The organism is Paraburkholderia panacisoli, assembly GCF_008369935.1.
Classification (GTDB): Bacteria; Pseudomonadota; Gammaproteobacteria; order Burkholderiales; family Burkholderiaceae; genus Paraburkholderia; species Paraburkholderia panacisoli.
On the sequence record NZ_VTUZ01000067.1, the window covers coordinates 1 to 21,623 of the forward strand.

The window sequence follows — 21,623 nt, forward strand, 5'->3', positions numbered from 1 at the left end:
TCCAAGAACGCTTCGCCACATGGCATGGCTGGACCGTCATCGCTGCAGCAGAGAAATTTATCTGATAAGGATAACTACGCTTGATCAACACAGGTTGCCTGCACCCGCAAACTTGACAGAGCCCCGGGAACAGCTCGGTCACGCGGGAGACCAAATCGTTGAAAATCTCCGCCACTCGACGCCCGTGCGCTCGTTGCCGAGGTGACGGCTCGGCCGGCGATCGGCGAGAACAGAGTGAGGTCGTAGCCCCCTCCGCAGCTTGAGCTTGCCGCTGTCGATCGCTTCGCGGATCTGGTCATTGCTCACGGGGGTGCCGTCGCGCGACACGGCGCGTTGGCCGGATCGTTGACTGGTGCAACCTGCTTCGCACGCCAGTCGCGAAACGATGCGAGAACGGTCGTGAAGTGGCCGTGGCAATCGATAATCTTGTTGTCTCCGTTCGATTAGCTGGCCAGGGGATCCACGATCAACTCGCTGATCGACATGCGGCGCGACGTGAGGCCCTGCTTGAACGCGGTCGCTTCGAGCGCCTCGATGGTCTTGATGTTTTCCTGGATGCCGTAGGGCAGCGGATCATGACCGACGATCTTGCGCAGGCGCAGGTACTTGTTGTCGGTCGGACCAGCGATCTCGCCCGCTTCGAGACGTGCGAGCCATTCGTTCTTGGCGCGCGAGAGTGCATCGAACAGCGACTTCGCAATCCACGGATGCTCGGCCAGCACCGAATCCTTGACAACGATCGTGCCATGCATCGGATAGACGCCGGTGCGCGCGTAGTAGTCGGCCTCCAGCTCCGCTGCATTCGGGAACAGGTCCGGATAGTTGGCCTCAACTTCCTGCCAGGCGTCGCCTGTCGGATTGCCGGTGCGGCCGATGCCCGCGGCTGCTGCGAAACCTGCCGCCAGCTCGCCCTTGGCCATCATATCGGCCAGCGAAGTGCCCTCGGGCGCGTGAACGACGTTCGGCGGCAGCTTGAGCTGCGTGACGTGTTCCTCGTCGTCGACCACCCAGGTCACCTTCGACACATCGACTCCGTATTCGTCGATCAGAACCTGGCGCGTCCAGGCGCCGGTCGTGACCGAATAGGCGCGCACGCCGACCTTCTTGCCTTCGAGATCCTTGGGCGACTTGATGCCTGCGTCGGGACGCACCAGCAGGCCGCCATGATGGAAAGTGCGCGTCACAAAGACCGGCAGCGCGACGAACGGCGCGCCATGGGCACGCGCGATGATGTAGGTCGTGGGCGCCAGCTCGCAAACATCAAATTCGACGTCGCGCACCATGCGGCGGAACGCGCCAATTTGCGGCTTGACGGTAACGATTTCGGCGTCGACGCCTTCGATGGGAATCGAGCCGTTGCGGATAGCCGCGGTATGCGGATACTCCGCGATCGCAATCTTGAGAGGGATTTTCTTAGCCAACATCGTCTCCAATGAGTGAGTCGTTGCCGACGGCTGAAGCGGGAATTCCAGCGCCGGACATCAGGTTTGTTGGCAGAAGGATATGCCTTGGGCGAACACGCGTCCCTACACAAAATTCAGATTCACTGGTACTTTTATAGGGATGAGCAAGCGCAGAAAAACTCGCGTACTCTACGGCCACGCCATGCGGCAACGCATCCGTTCCGAGGTTGTTTCAACCATGAAACGATCAGGAATACAGAAGATTGGGGGCGGTCTGCCGCTGGGCACGACACTGGAGCCGCTCGCGAACACGCGGCGTGTTCCGGCGATCGACCGGATCGTTGCGAATGCACGCGAATCCGGTGCGAAGGTTGCGACCGGCGGCGAGCGTGTCGGCACGCAAGACAACTTCTTCGCGCCGACCGTGCTGACCGACGTGCCGCTCGATGCATCGGTGTTCAACGATGAACCATTCGGTCCGATCGCCGCGATCCGCGTCTCCGACGCGCTCGACCTTGTGATCGGCGGTACGCAAATGCTGCCCGAGGAACATGGCTTGCGTTTCCCGAGCGGTTCGCATTGCGTGGATGTGTGGATACCTGATCCACAAAAAGAGCCCCGGAAACACCTGCCAAAAGCTCGCGTTCTCCCGCTCGCGCGCGATCATCCAGAACGTTTGGACCCCACGCAAATGTGTGCCAACTTAGACTCTGCTCTATGCGATGCGTCATCTCAGAAGGTCTTCATTCGCCTTTCGTCGCCTCTTCCACTGCGTCTGGCGGTCCGGATTGCGTGATCGAAGTTTTCATCTGTGGCAACGTGACGGTGATCGACGCTCACCAACCACCTGCCATCCGCAAAACACCAACGAATGCGACGTTCCTCGACCAGACCAGCAAACCATCTCCAGATATCCGCATCCTCGGCGTTGGCCGCGTTCGCAGCGCTTTGCCGGATCTGTATTGCGAGAGCCAACAGTTCCTCCCTCAGTGAACGCGATTGGTAGATCAGGAGGTTTCAAACGCTTTCAATTAGATCGGGCACGACCGTGAACAGATCGCCAACGAGGCCGTAGTCCGCGACGCTGAAGATCGGAGCTTCCGGATCCTTGTTGATCGCGACGATCACCTTCGAATCCTTCATGCCTGCCAGATGCTGGATCGCACCCGAGATGCCGACCGCAACATACAGTTGCGGCGCGACGATCTTCCCCGTCTGACCGACCTGATAGTCGTTCGGTACATAGCCCGCATCGACGGCTGCGCGTGATGCGCCCATCGCTGCACCGAGCCTGTCGGCCAAAGGTTCTAGCACCTTCGTATAGTTCTCGCCGCTGCCCAGACCCCGACCGCCCGAGACGATGATGTTCGCGTTGGTCAGTTCCGGACGATCCAGCTTCGTTACTTCGCGGCTCACGAACAGCGAGATGCCTGCGTCGGCTGCGGCCTCGATCTTCTCGACCGGTGCGCTGCCCCCTTGCGCTGCCACCGGATCAAAGCCCGTAGTGCGCACTGTGATGACCTTGATCGGGTCTTGTGATTGCACGATCGCAATTGCGTTGCCCGCGTAGATCGGGCGTTCAAACGTGTCGGGCGAATCGACTGCTGTAATGTCGCTGATCTGCCCGACGTCGAGCTTCGCCGCAATGCGCGGTGCGATGTTCTTGCCATAAGCCGTTGCCGGCGCGAGGATGTGCGAGTAGTCCTTCGCAATGTTCAGCACTGTCGCTTCGACGTTTTCCGCGAGGCCATCGGCCAGTTGCGGCGCATCGGCGAGCAGAACTTTGCATACACCTGCGATCGTCGACGCCTGCTCTGCAGCTAAACCTGTACGGTGACCCGCAATCAATACGTGAATGTCACCACCCGTAAACGTGGCGACAACTGCTGCGGCCGCCACCGTATTGAGCGTCGCCGCCTTCAGCGACACGTTATCGTGTTCAGCAATTACCAGAATCGTCATTTGTTTCGTCTCCACTTTCGTGTTCGCTTGATCAAAGCGCCTTCGCTTCGGTCTTCAGCTTCCCGACCAGCGTCTTCACGTCCGCCACCTTTACGCCAGCGGAGCGCGTGGATGGCTCGCTGATTTTCAGCGTCTTCAGACGCGGCTTGATGTCGACGCCGAGGTCCTCCGGCTTGATCGTTTCCAGCGGCTTCTTCTTCGCCTTCATGATGTTCGGCAGCGTCACGTAGCGCGGCTCGTTCAGGCGCAGGTCTGTCGTGATCACAGCCGGCAACGTCAGCGACAGCGTTTCGGCGCCACCATCGACTTCGCGCCAAACCGTAGCCTTATCGTCGGCCACGACAACCTTCGACGCGAACGTTGCCTGCGGAAATCCAGCTAACGCGGCCAGCATCTGGCCGGTCTGGTTCGAATCGTCATCAATCGCCTGCTTGCCGAGGATGACCAAAGAAGGCTGCTCCTTGTCGACCAGTGCCTTGAGCAGCTTGGCGACGGCCAGCGGCTGCAGGTCTTCGTTCGATTCGATCAACACCGCGCGATCCGCACCGATCGCCAGCGCCATGCGCAGCGTTTCCTGCGCCTGCGCGACACCCGCGGACACAGCGATCACCTCTGTGGCCAGGCCCTCTTCCTTGAGACGAACCGCTTCTTCCACGGCGATTTCGTCAAACGGGTTCATCGACATCTTCACATTTGCAATGTCGACACCCGCGCCGTCCGACTTCGCACGAACCTTCACGTTGTAGTCGACTACGCGTTTGACCGCGACCAGGATCTTCATATCTGTTCCTTGACTATCATGGGCCTACCGAATTCACGATCCTGCTTAAGCGCCTGCGAAACCTGGGGATGCGCACGCTACCTGGCGGTGGGACGATAAAAACGAGACTGTCCCGCCCTGCAAAGCAGAGCTGCAAGGCCGCACCGACCACCGGGGATACGACCATTAGCTATCTTCCGCAGACCCGCTCATCGAACGTCCGACCGTTCAATTAGCATGGCGGACCTCACTCCCTGCCCCGTTGCTAGCCTCGTAATGTGAAACGGCCAATTGCATCGCGCAGGCTGGCGACCTGATCGCGCAACGAGTGCGCGGCAGCCGCAGCCTGTTCGACCAGCGCTGCGTTCTGCTGCGTCACCTCGTCCATCTCGCCGATCGCACGATTCACCTGCTCGATACCGGCGCTCTGTTCCAGCGACGCGCAGCTGATTTCGTCGAGGATTGCGTGGACGCGCGTGACCGCATTCACAATGTCGCCCATCGTCGCGCCCGCATTCGATACCTGCTCGGCGCCCGCCTCAACAGCCTGCGTCGATGCACTGATCAGATCCTTGATGTCCCGTGCCGCCGCCGCCGAGCGCTGCGCGAGGCTGCGCACTTCCGAAGCGACCACCGCAAAGCCGCGCCCTTGCTCGCCGGCGCGCGCCGCCTCGACCGCGGCGTTCAGCGCGAGGATATTGGTCTGGAACGCAATGCCATCGATCACGCCAATGATGTTGCCGATCTCGCGGGAAGTGCTGGTGATATCGCCCATGGTATGCACCACGCCGTCGACGGCCCGGCTGCCTTGTCTCGCAACATCGGCTGCCTCGCTCGCGAGACGCGCCGCCTGCTCGGCGCTTTGGGCGTTGCGTTTCACATTGGCGGTCATCTCGTCCATGCTCGACGCCGTTTGCACCAGCGCGGCGGCCTGCTTCTCCGTGCGGCTGGAAAGGTCAGCATTGCCGGAAGCGATTTCGTGCGCGCCGCCGTCAACGTTCTCCGCGCCGGCCTGCACGCGCGCTACAGTTTCGACGATCCCGTCGCGCATGGTGGCAAGCGCCAGCATCAGGCTCGGCCGTTCGCCGTTACGCACCGGGACGTCGGCGCCGAGATCGCCCTGCGCAATCCGCTGCGCCGCGGCGACCGCCTCTTCCATTTCGCCGCCAAGCGCACCGAGAACGCTACGCACCACGAAGCCCATCACCAGCGTGGAGACGCCGGCAAGGAACGCAGTGACGGCGAGCCACCGCGCCAGACTGGCGTAGAACTCGTGATCGATGTCGTCCATGTACATGCCAGTCGCGATGTACCAGTCCCACGGTGCGAAGAGCGCCACGTAGTTGGTCTTGACTGCGCGAAGGTCGCTGTCGGGCTTGCGGCCCACGTAGTCGGCAAAGCCGCCGCCAGGCCGATCGCCGGCAGCGACCAGCTTTGGAATCAACGGCTGTCCGGCTCCATCCATCATCCGGCTGGCATCCTTGCCGGTCATCTGCGGCAGGAACGGATTCATCACGATCACGAGATGTGAATCGATGATCGCCACATAGCCGTCTTCGCCATAGCGCAGGTCGGCCAGAGCCGCCAACGCCTGCCTGCGCGCGTCCACGTCGCTCAGCGCACCCATCTGCGCGAGCCGATAGTAGTGGCTGGCGAGGCTCTCAGCCTGCTGCACGAGCGCCCGCAACTGCTCGCGGCGATCGGCGAGCATGGACAAGCGCGCCTGCCACGCGCCAAACGCGCCGATCAGCACCAGGCCGATCCACAGCAAGGCGATCATCGAAAGAAGCTTGCGGTTCAACGTCATCTTCATGGATAAGGAGGGCGATACAGTTCGGCCCGACGCGCGCGCCGGGCTCAACGCGCGACGATCATGCATACCGCCGACGCCGTTGCAACGAGCTTATCGTCCTGCCACAGCTCTCCGTTCACGTTACACACACCGCGTCCCCGGCGCACCAGCGTCGCCCGACCAGTCAGGCGGCCGGGCTTCGCGGGCCGCAGGAAGGACGTGTTCAGGCTAAGCGTGGCGCAGTGTTCACCTTCAGCCAGTGTCGACATCACGAGCGTCGCCGTCACGTCGTCGAGCATGGCGCACAGCATGCCGCCCTGCACCTGGCCCGCCGGGTTGAGGAACGCCGGCGCGCCCACGTACTGCGCTTCAAGCGTGCCGTCACCAAGTGACAGGAACGTTCCGCCAAGCGTTGTCGTCACCGCCGGCAGAGAGCCGTTCGTGCCGTACAGGCGCGCGAGAGACTGTTTCTCGTCGATTTCCATTGATGGTCTCCTATTTTTGAGGCAGCTTGCGGTTCGAAGGCCAAGCCCCTTTCGCATTGCTTCGATGCCTATTCGCCGCGAAACACCGGTTTGCGCTTCTCCTGCCACGCCAGCGCGCCTTCACGCAGGTCCTGCGATGCGTCCGCCTGTGTGACGTCGTGCCAGAACTCGTCTTCGTCGAGCGTGCCGGATGCGATCCGGTTCAGGTGCTTCTTCATGCCGAGCAGCGCCAGCGGCGCCATCCCGGCCAGGTCGCCGCTCAGGCGCTCGACTTCGTCGCGCAGCGCGGCTGGCGCCACCACCGCATCGAAAAACCCGCAGGCTTGCATCTGCGCGGCATCGAACGTCGCCGCTGTAAGCAGCAGCTTCTTTGCCGTATTCAGCCCGAGCCTCGAAACGTAACGCCGCAAGCCGTCGCGATAAAACAGCAGGCCAAGTCGTGCAGCCGGCACAAACATCTGGCTCGTCTCAATGCCGATCCGAAAGTCGCAGGCGAGCGCGAGATCGGTTGCGCCGCCGTACACGCCGCCGTTGATCGCTGCGATTGTCACCGGGCGCGCGCGCTCCAGCTCGTTGGCGAGCGCCTCGAAGCTTGCGCCCGCGTCGCCGTCGCCGTCGCCAATGCTGCCAATGTTGAAGCCAGCGCAAAAGTGCCGGCCTTCGGCATATAGCCGCAAGACGAGCACGTCGCGCCGCGCGTTTACGTCGCGAATGAAGCCGCGCAGCGTCGCGAGGTCTTCTGGTTCGAGACGGTTTGCCATCTCGGGGCGGCGCAGCGTGATCGTGGCTATCGGACCGGCGACGGTCAGTTCCGGCGCAAAGCCGGACGAATGGGTGGCGGACTTCGAGGTCATCTTCAGCTCAATGGAAGTTGTAGATCTGCATGGTCGTCTCGCCGGCCTCAATGCGCTTGCATATCGCGGCCTCGTCGGCCTCGCGCTTCGCGGCCATCTCGACAACGTCCGCCGCACGCGCACGCGGGATAACAACGACGCCGTCCCGGTCGCCAACGATCAGATCGCCCGCGTTGACCGTTACGTTACCGATCAACACCGGCTCGTTGATCCAGCCGATCGCACCGTAATCCTTGCCCGTCCCGCGAATCGACAGGCCGCGCGAAAACACCGGGAAGCCGATCTGCTCGAGCAGGTCCGCGTCGCGCACACTGCCGTCGATCACGAGACCGGCGAGACCGCGCACCTTTGCCGCGGTTGTCATGACTTCACCCCAGTAGCCGTGCTCGTAGGCGCCGTTGGTGTAGACCACCAGCACGTCGCCCGGCTGCGCCAGCACAAGCGCGCGATGCAGCCAGAGGTTGTCGCCGCCCGGCGAATGCACCGTAATTGCCGTGCCACAGATCCTGAAGCCCGGCGCCACCGGCTTGATCGCCGCCGGCAGTGCACCGATCTTGCCGCCGGCTTCGTGCAGCGTCGCCGCGGGCAACGTGCGCGCGGTCTCGACCACGCTCGCCTCGACGCGTTCGATCGCGGTGCGCACCGTCGTTGCCGAATCGTGTTCTTTCATATTTATTTCCCCCGAGTCTGCAGCTGGTGGTACTTGAACTGTTGGCGCGCCTCGTCGAGACGCGTGCCGCCGCGACAGGCTTCGCGGATTGCGTCCTCTGCATGCTGAATGGTTTCGGCCGTGTCGAGCACGGCGTCCTCATGCTCGCGCGGGATCACGATTACACCGTCCGCATCGCCGCGCAGGATGTCACCAGGCTGAACGCGAGCCTCGCCGATGTTGACCGGAATGTTGGTCGCCTCGACCTGCACGCGGTCCTTGCCTGTGCGCATCCAGTGATCGCGGCTGAACACGGGATAGCCAAGCTTCAGGCACAGGGCGACGTCGCGGCACACGCCATTGATCACCGTGCCGCCTAGGCCGCGGCGGTGTGCGATCTCGGTCAGGATGTCACCCCACACAGTCGCGTCCACGCGCCCGGCGTTGTCAAGCACGACGATCGCGCCGGGCGGCACGTCGTCAATGTAGTCGCCGACCGTGCCAGGCGGGTTCGAGGCCGGACCATACTTGAGTGTCCAGGCGCGGCCCGCGAGCCGGAAGTCCGTGCTGCGAGCCTTGATCCTGTGGCACTGCCCAGCGATGCCGAGTTTATCGAGCGCATCCGAGAGGGTGGCCGTATCGAGTTTGCTGGCGCGTTCGACGTTGCGCTTGTCGTTCGTCATGATTTATGTCCTTGTCGATTGTCAATGTGCTTACTTGAGCATGTGTTCGTAGTTGCCACCCATCACTTTCTGGACCGGCGAGCCAGAGAGGATCGCCTTGGCCATCGCGGCTTCCTTCGCGACGATCGTCTCTGCAGTGTCGAGCACGATGCCGATGTCGCCGGCGCGAATGAAGATCACGGCGCTGTTGTCGGCCACAACATAGTCGCCTGCCTCCACCTGCACTTCGCCGATCTGCACCGGCACATTGGTGCCCTTCTCGACCACGCGTCCGCGCGCCGTGCGCGCCGTGGTCGCGCGGCTGAATACGGGCAGTTCGTAGGCAACGGCTTCGTCGATATCGCGCACGGGCCCGTCGGCCACCACGCCTGCGACTTCGCGCACTTTCGCGGCAAGCGAAAGCAGGCCGCCCCAGCAGCCGGCTTCGACGCCGCTGCGCTGTTCGACCACGATCACGTTGTCGGCGTCGGCCTGTTCGATCGCGGTGCAGCCGAGATGCACGGGCGGTCCGGGCGGCGCTTCGCCGGTGCCTAGTTTGACGGTGATCGCGCGACCGGCGATCCGTCCCGCGCCCGCGCGCTGCGGCAAGCCGCTCACGACGCCCGGGAGTTTGAGTTTGTCGAGTGCGTCCGACACGGCGCAGCAATCGAGCCGGCGCAGGCGCTGTACGTTTTGGTCAGCCATGATGTGTTGTACTTTCCTGAAAGAAACTTGAAGTGCCATGCAAGCGCCCGTCCGGGGAGGACAGGGCCACCGCGTTCAGTCGAGCGTATGCCAGGCCGCGAATGCGAGGCCCGTGCCGGTCAAGGCCGCCGTGCGGTACCCGGGCACGTAGGTGACCCATTCGAGGTCGAGCGACTTCAGTGCCTCGACGCCGATGATCCAGTTACGGATCTCCGAGCTGCCGGCCTGCAGCTTCTTCGGATCGAGCGCGGCCAGCCATTCGCTGTCCTTGCGGCGGATCGCGTCGATGATGCCGATGTCGAGTTCCTCGTCCACGACGAAGTGCGACAGGCCGCCCGAAGCGAGCACGCCCACCCGCAGGTCTTCCGGATACGCCTCGATCAGCTCGCGCAGCGCACGGCCGAGCTGGATGCAGCGGCGCGGCGTGGGCTGATTCGGCGGATCGAACGTGTTGATGATGACCGGGATCACCGGCAGGTTGAGACCCTGCATATAGCGACGGTGAACGAACGAGAACGCATGGCCCTCGTACTGGTCTTGCTCGAGACCGTCCATCGCCGTGATGTCGAAATCGCGGTCGCACAGCTCGCGGATCAGCCAGCGCGCCATGTCGGCCTTGACCGGATAGTGCACGTCGGCATCCGGCTCCTGGCGCATCGTGCGCGCCTTCGCGTACCAGCTTTCGTTCGGGCTCGACACGCGCTTCGCGTTGCGGATCGTCTCGCCGTAGTAGATCGCGAAGGCCGGATTATTCGTCACCCGAAACAATTCCGTCTGATCGTCGCCTACCACGAGCAGCACGTCGAGCTTCGCCGCGCGGATACGCTCGCGCAACTCGTCCATGGCCGCTTCGGCCTGATCGTAGCGCTCGCCCATCCTATCGGCCGTCACCATCGCCTCGGAATCCGTCGGGGCGATCTTGAGCAGCTCGTCGTAAGTCGTGGGGTTGCCGAGGCGATCGAAGTAATACGGATTCTTCGGATCGACCTGCTTGAAACCATGCTGCCAGTCTTCGCGCTGGCAAACCAGCATGATGCTGTGCGATGAACCGAATCCGGCGACCAGTCGTGCCATTTCGTCTCTCTCTCTCTCTTCAATTCCTGCGTTAGCGCACGTCAGACCACGAAGGCCGAGCGCCACTGCTCAATCTGCTGATCGTCGTAGCCAAGCTCGTTCAGGATCGCCTGCGTATGCTCGCCCTGCTCCGGCGCGAGGCGCGGCCTCTGCGCGCGCGGGTAGCGCGACAGACGGAATGGCGTGCCGACGAACGACACTTCGCCCTTGCCCGGCACGTTGGCCGGCCACGCGATACCCAGATGCTTGACCTGCGGATCGTCGAATACTTCGTTAACCTTGTAGATCGGGCCGCACGGCACGCCGACCTTGATCAGCAGCTCGGTCCACTCGCGCGTGGTGCGCGTGAGGAACACATCGCCGACCGCCTGGTTGACCGCATCGCGATTTTCGACGCGCGCCGGGTCCGATTCGTATCCAGGCTGGCCGAGCAGGTGCGACAGGCCGAGCGCCTCGCACAGGCGCGCGAACATCGAATTGCCGATCGCGGCCAGGTTAAGGAAGCCATCGCTGGTCGGGAACACGCCGGTCGGCACCGTGAGCGGATGCTCGTTGCCGATCTGCTGCGGCACCTTGTGGTCAACGAGCCACTGCGCGGCCTGGAAGTCGAGCATCGCGATCTGCGCTTCGAGCAGCGAGGTCTGCACCCACTGCCCCTCGCCCGAGGCTTCGCGTTCGAGCAGCGCGGTCATGATCGCCTGCGCGCAGAAGTGCCCCGAGCACAAGTCGGCAATGGGGATGCCGACGCGCATCGGACCTTCGCCCGGCTTGCCGGTCAGGCTCATCAAGCCGCCCATGCCCTGCGCAATCGAGTCGAAACCGGGCCACTTCGCATACGGGCCGTCCTGGCCGAAGCCCGAAATGCTGGCGTACACGAGGCGCGGATTGACGGCACGCAAGGCTTCGTAGCCGATGTCGAGGCGATCCTTGACGTCGGGGCGGAAGTTCTCGATGAACACGTCGGCACGCTGGACCAGCTTGCGGAGAATCTCGAGGCCGCCCGGATCCTTCATGTTCAGAGTCAGGCTCTCCTTGTTGCGGTGCAGGTTTTCATAGTCGGCGCGGTTATGGTCGCGGCCGCCGATCATGTCGTCACCGCCGGGCGCGCCAGATGGAATCTCCAGCTTGATTACGCGCGCGCCCATGTCCGCGAACACGCGCATGGCCGTGGGACCGGCGCGTACGCGCGAGGCGTCGATGATCGTGAAACGCGAGAGCGGACCTTTCCTGGGATCGTGGCGCCTGTGCTGTTCCTTGAAATCGGCTGACATGCCTTGTCTCCTCTCTGTATTTCGTTCAGGCCGGCGTGAACATCGGCACCGGGTATTCGCCCTCGCTCGGCTTGAAGACGAGCTTCACGCGCTGGCCAATCGAAAGCGCTGCGGGATCGCAGTCGACCAGATTGGTCAGCATCGTCACGCCCTCGTCGAGCGTCACGTACGCGAGCGTGTAGCGCGCCTCGTCCTTGCCCATCGGGCTGAACGAATAAACTGTGCCCAAGGCCTTGGTGTCGAGCCATTCGGTGTTCGAGCTCATGCAGTGCGGGCAGATGTCCCGCGGGTAGTAATGCGTTTTGCCGCAGTCCTCACAGCGCTTGATCAATAGGCGGCCTTCTTTCGCGGCTTCCCAGAACGGCATGGCCTCGGGCAGCACGCGCGGCGCGTGCATGCGACGCGGGCCAGCGGGCTTCGCTGCGGGTTTGGCAGCAGGGGTGGCGCCCTGAGCCGGGGCGCCGGTAGTCGGTTGAGTCGTGCTCATGATTACTCCCGTTCCATGATCAGCGTGCCCGCGGTGTGACGCGACGCCAGCGCGCCGCCGATACCGTTCGCGAGCGCGATATCGCAGTTCTTGACCTGCACGGCGGGATGCGCCTCGCCACGCAGCTGGCGCACCGCTTCGATCACCTTCGTGACACCACCGCGGTTGGCCGGATGGTTATTGCACAGGCCACCGCCATCGGTGTTGAACGGCAGCTTGCCGACGCCCGAGATCAGGTTGCCGTCCATCACGAACTTGCCGCCCTCACCCTTCTTGCAGAAGCCGAGGTCTTCGAGCTGCATGAGCACAGTGATCGTGAAGCTGTCGTACAGCGACGCATACTTGATGTCCTGCGACGTGAGACCGGCCTCGGCGAACGCAGCCGCACCCGACCACTTCGCTGCCGACCAGGTCAGGTCGATGTTGCCGCCAGCCGAGTGCTTGGGCGCCTCGCCGGTGCCACGCACCTTGACGAGCGGACGTTTGAGCTTCTTCGCGATTTCCGGGCGCGCGACGATCAGCGCACCGCCGCCGTCGCTCATCACGCAGCAGTCCAGACGATGCAGCGGATCGGACACCATCGGCGAATTGACGACGTCCTCAACGGTCACGACGTTGCGCAGCATCGCGTTCGGGTTGTGCTGCGCGTGGTGCGAGGCCGCGACCTTGATCCACGCGAGTTGTTCGCTCGTGGTGCCGAACTCGTACATGTGACGCTTCGCGACCATGCCGTACAGGTTTTGCGTGGCCGGGCCGAACGGCAGTTCGAACTGCACTTCTGGCGCGTCCGGGTCCGGCGCCTTTAGCGACAGCGCGGCGCCTGCTGCGCGCGGACGGCCCGCGAGCGTGATCAGCGCCACGTTGCAACGGCCGGCCTTGATCGCTTCGGCGGCGTGCGCCACGTGCAGAATCGGCGCGGAACCGCCGCACTCGGTCGAATCGACGTGGCGCAGCTTGAGGCCAAGGTATTCGGCGACTGTGGTGGTGCCGAGGCCCGGCGCGTCACCAGCGCAGAAGTAACCGTCGATGTCGTCCTTGGTCAGGCCCGCGTCTTCGAGCGCGCCCTTCGCCACATCGGCGTGCAGACGCAGCACCGACAGGTCGTCGGCCTTGCGCGTCGGGTGCTCGTAAGCGCCGACGATATAGGCTGCTCCGTTCAGGCTCATGCTGCCTCCCCGGCGAAACGCTGCGAGGTGAAGCGCTGCAGATGCCAGCTCGCATCGCCATAGGTCATGTTGATCGCGAACATGCGCTTGGCGTAGTGGCCGACGCGGCACTCTTCGGTCATACCCATACCGCCGTGCAGCTGGATGCCCCACTCGCCCGCCGAGCGGCACGCGTCCCCGACATAGGCCTTCGCAGCCGACACGAAACGGCGGCGACGCTCGGGATCGTTCCCGTCCACGGCCATCGCGGCTGCGCAGGCCATCGACTTGCTCTGTTCGAGTGAAATCAGCATGTCGGCCACGCGGTGTTGCAGCGCCTGGAACTTCGCGAGCGGCGCGCCGAACTGCGCGCGTGTCATCAGGTGTTCGGACGTGTGTTCGAGCAGTGCTTCGAGCACGCCAACTGACTCCGCCACCAGCGCGGCATTCGCGCGGTCGAGGGCAGCTTCGATCAGGTCGTGGGCCGCACCGGCGGCACCGATCAGATCGGCCTTGCTCACGGCCACGTTGTCGAACGTGACGTGCGCGGCTTCGCGTGCGTCGATCGTCTCGAAGTTGCGCAGGCTGATGCCAGGCGCCTTCGCGTCCACGAGGAAAAGCGCCAGGCCTTGCTGGTCGCCGCGCTGGCCCGCAGTACGCACGGCCACTACGAAGGCATCGGCGATTGCGGCGTCGAATACGATCGTCTTCGTGCCGTTGATTTTCCAGCCGTCGCCGGTTTCAATGGCGGGCGCAGCCAGACGCGTGATGTCGTAGCGCGCCTCGGCTTCGCTAACGGCGAATGCCAGCACCTGCTCGCCCATTGCCACGGCTTCGAGCCATGCGACCTTCTGTTCTTCGCTGCCGGCCGAGCCGATCAGCGTAGCAGCCGGCAGGCCGCTCGCGAGCCAGCCCGCGCCACCGAGCGCGCGGCCCAGCTGCTGCGCGACGAGCATCGTTTCCACCGCACCGTAACCGCTGCCACCATGATCGGCATCCATCACTAGCCCAGTCAGGCCCATCTCGGCGAGGCCATGGCGACGCTTCGCGGCCAGTGCCTTGTCCTCGGCGTTGCCGCGCAAATGCACGGGATATTCGCCATCGCAGAAGCGGCGCACGGCGTCCTGCAGCGTGACGTGATCTTCAGTCAGAGAAAAATCCATGTTCGTATTCCGCCTCAAGCATTGAAGAACGCGCGGCTGATCAGATTGCGCTGCACTTCGTTGGTCCCGCCGTAGATCGACACCTTGCGTGCGTCGAAGTAGTTCGCCGCGACCGCGATCAGTTCGTCCGGGCTCGGGCCTTCGTAACCGTCCGCATCGAGCAGGGCCTGCTCGTCGAACGGCACGGCGAACGGTCCGGCGATTTCTGTCAGGAGTGCGTAGATACCCTGGCGCAGCTCCGTGCCGCGCACCTTGAGCATCGGCGCCTCGACCATAGGCACTCGGCTCGCCTGGTTCGCGCTCAGCATACGCAGGCCAGTGAATTCAAGCGCCATCAGCTCGACTTCGAAGCGGCTGATGCGCGACTGGAGCAGCGGATCGTTTTCGAGGCCCTGCTGCTTCGCGAGGTGCCTGGCTCGCGCAAGCTGCTGCTTGCACGAACCGATACCGGCGATACCGGTGCGCTCATGGCCGAGCAGAAACTTGCCGTAGGTCCAGCCCTTGTTCAGTTCGCCGACGAGGTTTTCCTTCGGCACGCGTACATTGTCGAGGTAGACCTCGTTGAGGTCGGTACCGCCGTCGAGCATCTTGATCGGGCGAACTTCGACGCCCGGCGCATGCATGTCGAGCAGCAGGAACGAGATGCTTTCCTGGGGCTTCGCGGTCGGATCGGTGCGCACGAGCGCGAACATCATGTCGCACCAGTGAGCGTACGAGGTCCAGACCTTGTGGCCGTTGACGACGAAGTGATCGCCATCGAGCACGGCCGTCGTGCGCACTGCCGCGAGGTCCGAGCCCGCGCCCGGCTCCGAAAAGCCCTGTGCCCACCACGTTTCGCTGCGCAGGATCTTCGGGATGTATTTGGCCTTTTGCTCAGGCGTGCCGAATGCATTGAGCACCGGGCCAAGCATGTTGATGCCGCTCGCCACGATACGCGGCGCACCGCCCAGCAGCGTCTCTTCGTCGAAGATGTAGCGCTGCACGTGCGTCCAGCCCGGGCCACCGTGTTCCTTCTTCCACGACGGCGCGATCCAGCCCTTCTCGTAGAGCTTCGTATACCACTCGACGTAGTCTTCACGCTCGATGCGCAGACCGAGTTCGGCCTTTCGCTTCAGGCGCGGCGACAGGTTCTGCTTCACGAACTCGCGCACTTCGGCGCGGAATGCCTGGTCCTCGGCTGAGAATTCCAGCTTCATTCGATTGTCTCCTCTGATCCGGGGCTCAGTGATGGGCGGGGCCGTGGCCGCCGCATACCACGAGTGCGTCGAGCGCCAGCACGCGGTCCGGATAGGCCACCAGCGGATTAACGTCGATTTCGGTGATTTCGGGGTTCGCGCGCATCTGGTCGGCAATCGCCGCCACGGCCTTCGCGACGGCCCTGGTGTCAACGCCTGCCGCGCCGCGCACGCCTTCGAGCATCGCTGCGGCCTTCAGGCGGCCAAGCTCGACCACGATGTCGTCTTCCGACATGTCTGCCGGCACCAGGCGCACGTCCTTGAGCACTTCGATGAAGATCCCGCCAAGACCCACGAGCACGACCGGACCCCAGTCAGCGTCGCGCTTGGCGCCCACCACGAGCTCCAGACCGCGCGGGCCCATCGCTTCGACCAGCGCACCGTCGAGCACCAGCTCCGGACGGTGTGACTTCACGCTCGTGTGCAGCTTGTCCCAACCGGCGCGCAGCGCGGCGGCGTCGGCGAGGCCGACCACCACGCCACCGACGTCGCTCTTGTGCGGCAGTTCGCTCGCCTGAGCCTTGAGCACGACCGGGTAGCCGATTTCATCGGCGATCTTGAGCGCTTCGTCGAGCGACTTCGCGAGACCGCCCTTCGGCACCGGCAGACCGGCCGCAGCGAGCCAGCCCTTGCCCTGGTATTCGGCGAAGATGCCGTTCGGCGGCACGGCGCCCGGCAGCGGGATCGCCTTCGGTGCTCCAGCGCGAGCACGCTCGGCACGTGCCAGCGATTCGCCATACGAGGCCACGCGGCCGCACGCACGCAGCGCGCGATCCGGCGAACGGAAGAACGGCACGCCGCTCGCGGCGATCGATTCCGTGAAGAAATCTTCGAGTTGGTTGTTGTCGCCCATCACGGCGAGCACGGCCGGCTTGGTTGCGCGCGCAAGAGCCGGAACGAGGTAATCGGCCTTGTCGCGCTGGGCGATCGACGGGCCGCCCATGATCGAGAGTACGAGCGAACCGACGTTCGGATCGGCCAGCATCGTATCGATCAGTTCGCCGATCAGGCCCGGGTTGCGCACGCCGATCGTCGTGTAGTCGAGCGGGTTGTCGGCCACAGCATAGTCGGGCAGCAGTTCGGTCAGCTTCCTGATGGTCGGCTCCGTCAGGCTCGACAGCGTCAGGCCGATGTCCTCGGCGAAATCGAGCGTGATGTTCTTGACCGCGCCCGAAGCCGTCATCACCGCCGTACCGGCCGACGGCGGCACCGGGAAGCGCGCCAGAATCGTCGTCGTGTCGAACAGTTCGTCCAGCGAATCAACGACCACCACGCCTTCGCGCGCCAGCAGCACGCTCGCCGTCGCATGATCGCCTGCCAGTGCGCCGGTGTGCGACTGCGCCGCCTCACGGGCACGCGCGCTCTTGCCCGGCATCAGCATCACGATCGGCTTGCCGGCCGCGCGTGCTTCGCGTGCGAGCAGCAGGAACGTCTGCGGGCGACGGATCTGCTCCGCGTACACCGCGATCGCGCTCGTTTGCGAATCGGCGATGAACCAGGCCAGGTAGTCTTCGATACCGAGGCTCGCCTCGTTACCGGTCGAAACGGCCGCCGTCAGCGGTTGGCCACGGCCCATGAACGCGTCGCGCAGGTTCGCGGCCATCGCGCCGCTCTGCGCCACCACGCCCACGCCACGGCGGCCGCCGAGCGGGTATGGCGCCACGGCTTCGAAGGTCACCGGCACGCCGGCCTCGAAGTTCGTGAAGCCCATGCAGTTCGGGCCGATCAACGCAACGCCGCCTTCGGCTGCCACACGCGCCAGTTCTTCCTGCTTCGCGCGGCCTTCGTCACCCGCCTCGGCATAACCCGACGCGAAGATCACGGCGGCGCCGGCCTTCAGCGTACCAAGCGTGCGCACCGTATCGAGCACGCCCGACTCGGGAATGCACAACACGGCCAGATCGATACCTTCGGGCAGCGCCTCGACGCTGTTCACGCAGAGGCGGCCATTGATCTCCTGGCGGCTGCGCGACACGAGGTGGATATCGCCTGCATAACCGAAACGCTCGAGGTTCTGCAGCACGAAATTACCGAAAGCACGCGGATCGGCGGATGCACCGACGATCGCGATCGACTTCGGCTTGAGCACCCGCTCGACCGGCTGCACGCCGGCCACATCTATAAGGCTCTTGCTCATCTGATCTGACCTGTGATGTTGATTGAATCCGGATGTGGCATACCAGACTCCGTTGTGATGTGACACATTCTGGCATACCACGACGCCATCCTCAATACACCAGACATCAAAAACTCACCCTGGTACTTTCCCTACGCAATCGAAGGAAGTCTCTCGCAGTTTGGCCTATCTAATTGAAATATAAAGATTTTATGTGCCACATGGCAGACCTCCGAGATGCTGCAACGATCTATAAAGAGAAACATCATATTGCATACCAGAACGACATATTGGTATATTTATACGACCGATCAACATACCAAACCCGGGCAACTCAATGAAACTTGCAGTCGACCCCACTCTTGAGCGCAGCGGCGCGCCGGGCGAAGCGCCCGAGGCGCCCGCGCGCGGTAGGGCCAGTCTCGCGAGCGATATTCGGGCCACCCTGCAGGCCGAAATCGAACAGGGCAAGCTCGCCCCGGGCACACCGATCGACGAGCGTGCGCTCGCGGCGCGGTTCAATGTGTCCCGCACGCCGGTGCGCGAGGCTCTGCAGCATCTCGTTGCGCGCGATCTGGTGGTGATCTCGCCGCGCCAAGGTATTACCGTGGCGCGTCTGTCGATTGGCAAGGTGCGCGCCATGCTGGAATACATCGGCGAGCTTGAGACACTGTGCGCGCGTTTCGCCGCACGCCGGGCGAGCGACGAGTTGCGCGAACAACTGGATCGGGCCTTGATGGCATGCCAGCAGGCCGCCATAGAAGGCGATACAGACCAGTATGCGATCGCCAACGCGCAGTTCCACGACCTGATTTACGAAGGCTGCCTCAACCGGTACCTGGCCGAGCAGATCCGCACGGCGCGCCGCCACTCGGAGCGCTACCGCATGGCCGACCTGCGCAACCGCGGCCAGATCGCGCGTTCGCTGCAAGATCATTTCGACATCGCGCGTGCGATCCAGAGCGGCGACGAAGCCAAAGCCGCAGAAGTCATGATGAAACACGTGCCGGCCGGCACCACCGGTTTCTCTGAATTCCTCGCGGCGGTGCCGCGCCATTTCTTCGATCTGGGCGCGGACTGACGCGCGCCCTTCACCACCTATAAACACGGAGGACACATGCCCCAATCCATCGACGTTCCCGGCCTCGCGCACAAGGTACCGATCCCTGTCGGTTCGCGCGTCGGCAACGTGCTGTGCTCGTCGGCGATTGCGGGCAAGGACCCCGCCGCCGGCAAGCTTGGCGAGACCCCGGCTGATCAGGTGCGCCTCGCATTTGAAAACCTCAAGCACTTCCTCCATGCGGGCGGCGCCACGCTGGACCACGTGGTGAAGCTTGCCGTCTACGTCAAGGACGACTCGGTGCGCGAACACATCAACGCGCACTGGCTGGCCTTCTGGCCCGATGCCGCGCATCGCCCGGCGCGCCATGTGACCGTGCACGATCTGCAGCACGGCATGGTCATCCAGCTCGAAACCCTAGCGGTCATCGCTTGAGCGCCACACCAGCGCGCCATACACAAGTTATCGCACTCTTTTACTGAACACTCCGAACCCAACTGAGGCTCATCCATGATCATCGATTCCCACGCCCACGTCGTGATGCCCCCGCAAAGCTTCCGCTACATGGCGGAACTCGTCGGCGGCCGCGCGAACCCGTCGACCACGCCGAACATCCCCGACGAAGCAGTGCGCAAGCAGGCCGAGGAACTCGTGCGCAGCATGGATTCGGTCGGCACCGACATCCAGTTCATCTCGCCGCGCCCCTACCTGCAGATGCACTCGGTCAAGCCGGCGCGCGTGACCGAACTGTGGACGCGTCACTGCAACGACCTGATCAAGCGCTTCGTCGACATGTTCCCGGACCGCTTTCGTGGCGTAGCCGGTCTGCCGCAGTTCATGAACGATTCGCCGGCTGAGCGCTGCGTCGCCGAACTCAAGCGCTGCGTGAACGAACTCGGCTTCGTCGGCACGCTGCTGAACCCGGACCCGACCGAAGGCGACGGCCCGGCACCGGCTGGCCTCGGCGACCCGTTCTGGTACCCGCTCTATGACGCGATGACCGAACTCGACGTGCCGGCGCTGATCCACTCGGCAGGCAGCTGCAACCCGCGCGAGTCGTACACACTGAAGTTCATCAACGAAGAGAACATCGCGGTGATCTCGCTGCTCGAATCGAAGGTGTTCGAGAAGTATCCGAGCCTGAAGATCATCGTCGCGCACGGCGGCGGCGCGATCCCCTACCAGATGGGCCGCTTCCGTTCGTGGGCCGCGCGCCGCAACAGCCCGCAGACGTTCGACGAGCAGCTCAGGAAGCTCTACTTCGACACCTGCAACTACTCGAAGGATTCGATCGAACTGCTGCTCAAGGTCGCCGGCACCGACAACGTGATGTTCGGCACCGAAAAGCCGGGTACAGGCAGCGCGCGCGATCCGATCTCGGGCCGCGACTACGACGACATGAAGCCGGTTATCGAAAGCATCGAGTGGCTGACCGACGAGCAGCGCAAGAACATCTTCGAATGCAACTGCACGCGTGTCTACACGCGTGCCTTCCGCAACTACAAGGCCTGACGCGCCAGACCCAACTCGGAGAAGACACATCATGGCAATGACTCGTGAGGACAATGAGCTGCTGACGCGCGTCGAGAACGGCGCGCCGATGGGCGACATGATCCGCCAGCACTACTGGATTCCGGCCGTGCCGTCAGCGAAGCTCGTGGCCGATGGCGCACCGGTGCTCGTGCGTCTGCTCGGCACGAACTATGTGGCGTTCCGCGCGACCGACGGCCACGTCGGCATCGTGGACGAACTGTGCCCGCACCGCCGCACGTCGCTGATGATGGCGCGTAACGAGAACAACGGCCTGCGCTGCATCTTCCACGGCTGGAAGATGGACGCGACCGGCGCCGTTGTCGAGGCGCCGAATCAGGTCGGCGATCAGGCGCAGTTCTGCAAGCGCGTGAAGACCGGCCAGCACCGCGTCGAAGAGCGCGGCGGTCTCATCTGGGTGTGGCTCGGCAAGGGCGAGACCCCGCCGCGCTTCCCCGAACTGCCGTTCATGGACCTGCCGCCCGAGCACCGCTCGGTCACGAGCGTCGAAGTACCGACGAACTGGGTGCAGGCTGTCGAAGCGTCAATGGATTCGTCGCACGTCGGCGTGCTGCACGAATCGACCACGCAGATCACGGCGGGCGGCGGCAACGAGCGCATGATCATGACGAAGGCACTGGCGCCGCGCTTCGAATTCGAAGACCGCCCGTATGGCTACCGCTATGCGGCCCTGCGCGACATGCCGGACGAGAAGGTCTACGCGCGCGTCAACAACTTCGTGATGCCGTGGTACGGCATCATCTGTCCGCCTGACGCGAAAGGCCCGACCACGGTGTTCTTCTCGACCCCGGTCGACGACGTGACGCACCGCGCGTGGTTCGTGCACTACAACCCGCACCGCCCACTCGGCATGACGATCATGTCGGCCACGCCGGACGTCTGGAACTTCCCGCCGCTGCCGCCGGGCACGCGCGAGGAATCGTTCGGCCAGAACCGCGACCTGATGAAGCGTGGCCACGCGACGGGCTTCTACCAGCACCTCGGCACGGAAGACTTCGCGATGTTCCTCGGCCAGGGCCCGATCTACGACCGCACCCAGGAACAACTGTGCTCGGCCGACGGCGCCGTACTGCGCGTGCGCGCACTACTGCTCAAGGCCGCGCGCGAGTTCATGGCCGGCAAGACGCCGGCGCTCGCCGACAGCCCGGAACTCGATTACTCGAAGGCCGTCTCTGTGGGCGGCGTGGTCGAGGCCGGCGCCGACTGGCGCACCCTGACCGACGCAAAGTAACACCTACGGAATGACCAC

General features: G+C 63.8%; 22 protein-coding genes. 6 read left to right on the forward strand and 16 right to left on the reverse strand.

Annotated elements, in window-relative coordinates; genetic code table 11:
* Positions 1–443: 443 nt before the first annotated feature.
* Positions 444–1,424, reverse strand: coding sequence for an ABC transporter substrate-binding protein (locus FVF58_RS46435; RefSeq protein WP_149676277.1), 981 nt, complete (start codon positions 1,422–1,424; stop codon positions 444–446).
* 139 nt (positions 1,425–1,563) lie between these two features.
* Between FVF58_RS46435 and FVF58_RS55080 the strand changes: the two genes are divergently transcribed.
* A complete protein-coding gene (locus FVF58_RS55080; protein ID WP_425469030.1) occupies positions 1,564–2,199 on the forward strand; it encodes an aldehyde dehydrogenase family protein in 636 nt (211 codons plus the stop codon).
* The gene (locus FVF58_RS52060) at positions 2,196–2,396 is read left to right on the forward strand and encodes a hypothetical protein (RefSeq protein ID WP_188131170.1); all 201 of its coding nucleotides are present in this window, start codon (positions 2,196–2,198) and stop codon (positions 2,394–2,396) included. Before FVF58_RS55080 ends, FVF58_RS52060 begins: the two co-directional genes overlap by 4 nt.
* A 24-nt stretch (positions 2,397–2,420) precedes the next feature.
* Here the strand turns inward: FVF58_RS52060 and FVF58_RS46450 are convergent, their stop codons facing one another.
* From FVF58_RS46450 to FVF58_RS46520, 15 genes are all read right to left on the reverse strand, one after another.
* On the reverse strand, positions 2,421–3,365 hold the full coding sequence (locus FVF58_RS46450) for an electron transfer flavoprotein subunit alpha/FixB family protein (protein WP_149676279.1): 945 nt from the start codon (positions 3,363–3,365) through the stop codon (positions 2,421–2,423).
* A 31-nt stretch (positions 3,366–3,396) separates the two neighbouring features.
* Positions 3,397–4,146: an electron transfer flavoprotein subunit beta/FixA family protein gene (locus FVF58_RS46455; RefSeq protein ID WP_149676280.1), complete on the reverse strand. Its 750-nt coding sequence runs from the start codon at positions 4,144–4,146 to the stop codon at positions 3,397–3,399.
* Between the two features lie 244 nt (positions 4,147–4,390).
* Positions 4,391–5,932: a methyl-accepting chemotaxis protein gene (locus FVF58_RS46460; protein WP_149676311.1), complete on the reverse strand. Its 1,542-nt coding sequence runs from the start codon at positions 5,930–5,932 to the stop codon at positions 4,391–4,393.
* Positions 5,933–5,982: 50 nt separating this feature from the next.
* Entirely contained in the window at positions 5,983–6,402 is a 420-nt protein-coding gene (locus tag FVF58_RS46465; RefSeq protein WP_149676281.1) for a PaaI family thioesterase, read from the reverse strand.
* Positions 6,403–6,470: 68 nt separating this feature from the next.
* Positions 6,471–7,256: an enoyl-CoA hydratase/isomerase family protein gene (locus FVF58_RS46470; RefSeq protein WP_149676282.1), complete on the reverse strand. Its 786-nt coding sequence runs from the start codon at positions 7,254–7,256 to the stop codon at positions 6,471–6,473.
* A 7-nt stretch (positions 7,257–7,263) separates the two neighbouring features.
* On the reverse strand, positions 7,264–7,926 hold the full coding sequence (locus FVF58_RS46475) for a 4-carboxy-4-hydroxy-2-oxoadipate aldolase/oxaloacetate decarboxylase (RefSeq protein WP_149676283.1): 663 nt from the start codon (positions 7,924–7,926) through the stop codon (positions 7,264–7,266).
* 2 nt (positions 7,927–7,928) lie between these two features.
* Positions 7,929–8,588, reverse strand: a complete 660-nt coding sequence (locus FVF58_RS46480; protein WP_149676284.1) for an RraA family protein — start codon at positions 8,586–8,588, stop codon at positions 7,929–7,931.
* 30 nt (positions 8,589–8,618) lie between these two features.
* Positions 8,619–9,272, reverse strand: coding sequence for an RraA family protein (locus FVF58_RS46485; RefSeq protein WP_149676285.1), 654 nt, complete (start codon positions 9,270–9,272; stop codon positions 8,619–8,621).
* A 75-nt stretch (positions 9,273–9,347) separates the two neighbouring features.
* Positions 9,348–10,346 carry a DODA-type extradiol aromatic ring-opening family dioxygenase gene (locus tag FVF58_RS46490; RefSeq protein WP_149676286.1) on the reverse strand — a complete coding sequence of 333 codons (999 nt, stop codon included), beginning with the start codon at positions 10,344–10,346 and terminating at the stop codon, positions 9,348–9,350.
* Positions 10,347–10,387: 41 nt separating this feature from the next.
* Positions 10,388–11,617: a CaiB/BaiF CoA transferase family protein gene (locus FVF58_RS46495; RefSeq protein WP_149676287.1), complete on the reverse strand. Its 1,230-nt coding sequence runs from the start codon at positions 11,615–11,617 to the stop codon at positions 10,388–10,390.
* A 25-nt stretch (positions 11,618–11,642) separates the two neighbouring features.
* Positions 11,643–12,104 carry a Zn-ribbon domain-containing OB-fold protein gene (locus tag FVF58_RS46500; RefSeq protein WP_188131171.1) on the reverse strand — a complete coding sequence of 154 codons (462 nt, stop codon included), beginning with the start codon at positions 12,102–12,104 and terminating at the stop codon, positions 11,643–11,645.
* A gap of 2 nt (positions 12,105–12,106) precedes the next feature.
* Positions 12,107–13,270, reverse strand: coding sequence for a thiolase domain-containing protein (locus tag FVF58_RS46505; RefSeq protein ID WP_149676288.1), 1,164 nt, complete (start codon positions 13,268–13,270; stop codon positions 12,107–12,109).
* Positions 13,267–14,412, reverse strand: coding sequence for an acyl-CoA dehydrogenase family protein (locus FVF58_RS46510; RefSeq protein WP_149676289.1), 1,146 nt, complete (start codon positions 14,410–14,412; stop codon positions 13,267–13,269). The genes FVF58_RS46505 and FVF58_RS46510 overlap by 4 nt, the downstream gene beginning before the upstream one ends.
* A gap of 14 nt (positions 14,413–14,426) precedes the next feature.
* The gene (locus FVF58_RS46515) at positions 14,427–15,608 is read right to left on the reverse strand and encodes an acyl-CoA dehydrogenase family protein (protein WP_149676290.1); all 1,182 of its coding nucleotides are present in this window, start codon (positions 15,606–15,608) and stop codon (positions 14,427–14,429) included.
* 25 nt (positions 15,609–15,633) lie between these two features.
* Entirely contained in the window at positions 15,634–17,784 is a 2,151-nt protein-coding gene (locus tag FVF58_RS46520) for an acetate--CoA ligase family protein (RefSeq protein ID WP_149676291.1), read from the reverse strand.
* A 316-nt stretch (positions 17,785–18,100) separates the two neighbouring features.
* Here FVF58_RS46520 and FVF58_RS46525 point away from each other — a divergent pair, with 316 nt between their 5' ends.
* The 4 genes from FVF58_RS46525 to FVF58_RS46540 all read left to right on the forward strand — a co-directional run bounded on the left by FVF58_RS46525 (position 18,101) and on the right by FVF58_RS46540 (position 21,605).
* Positions 18,101–18,844 carry a GntR family transcriptional regulator gene (locus FVF58_RS46525; protein WP_149676292.1) on the forward strand — a complete coding sequence of 248 codons (744 nt, stop codon included), beginning with the start codon at positions 18,101–18,103 and terminating at the stop codon, positions 18,842–18,844.
* Between the two features lie 36 nt (positions 18,845–18,880).
* Positions 18,881–19,258 carry a RidA family protein gene (locus tag FVF58_RS46530; protein ID WP_149676293.1) on the forward strand — a complete coding sequence of 126 codons (378 nt, stop codon included), beginning with the start codon at positions 18,881–18,883 and terminating at the stop codon, positions 19,256–19,258.
* 75 nt (positions 19,259–19,333) lie between these two features.
* Positions 19,334–20,335, forward strand: a complete 1,002-nt coding sequence (locus FVF58_RS46535) for an amidohydrolase family protein (protein WP_149676294.1) — start codon at positions 19,334–19,336, stop codon at positions 20,333–20,335.
* Between the two features lie 31 nt (positions 20,336–20,366).
* A complete protein-coding gene (locus tag FVF58_RS46540) occupies positions 20,367–21,605 on the forward strand; it encodes an aromatic ring-hydroxylating oxygenase subunit alpha (protein WP_149676295.1) in 1,239 nt (412 codons plus the stop codon).
* The last annotated feature ends 18 nt before the right edge of the window (positions 21,606–21,623 follow it).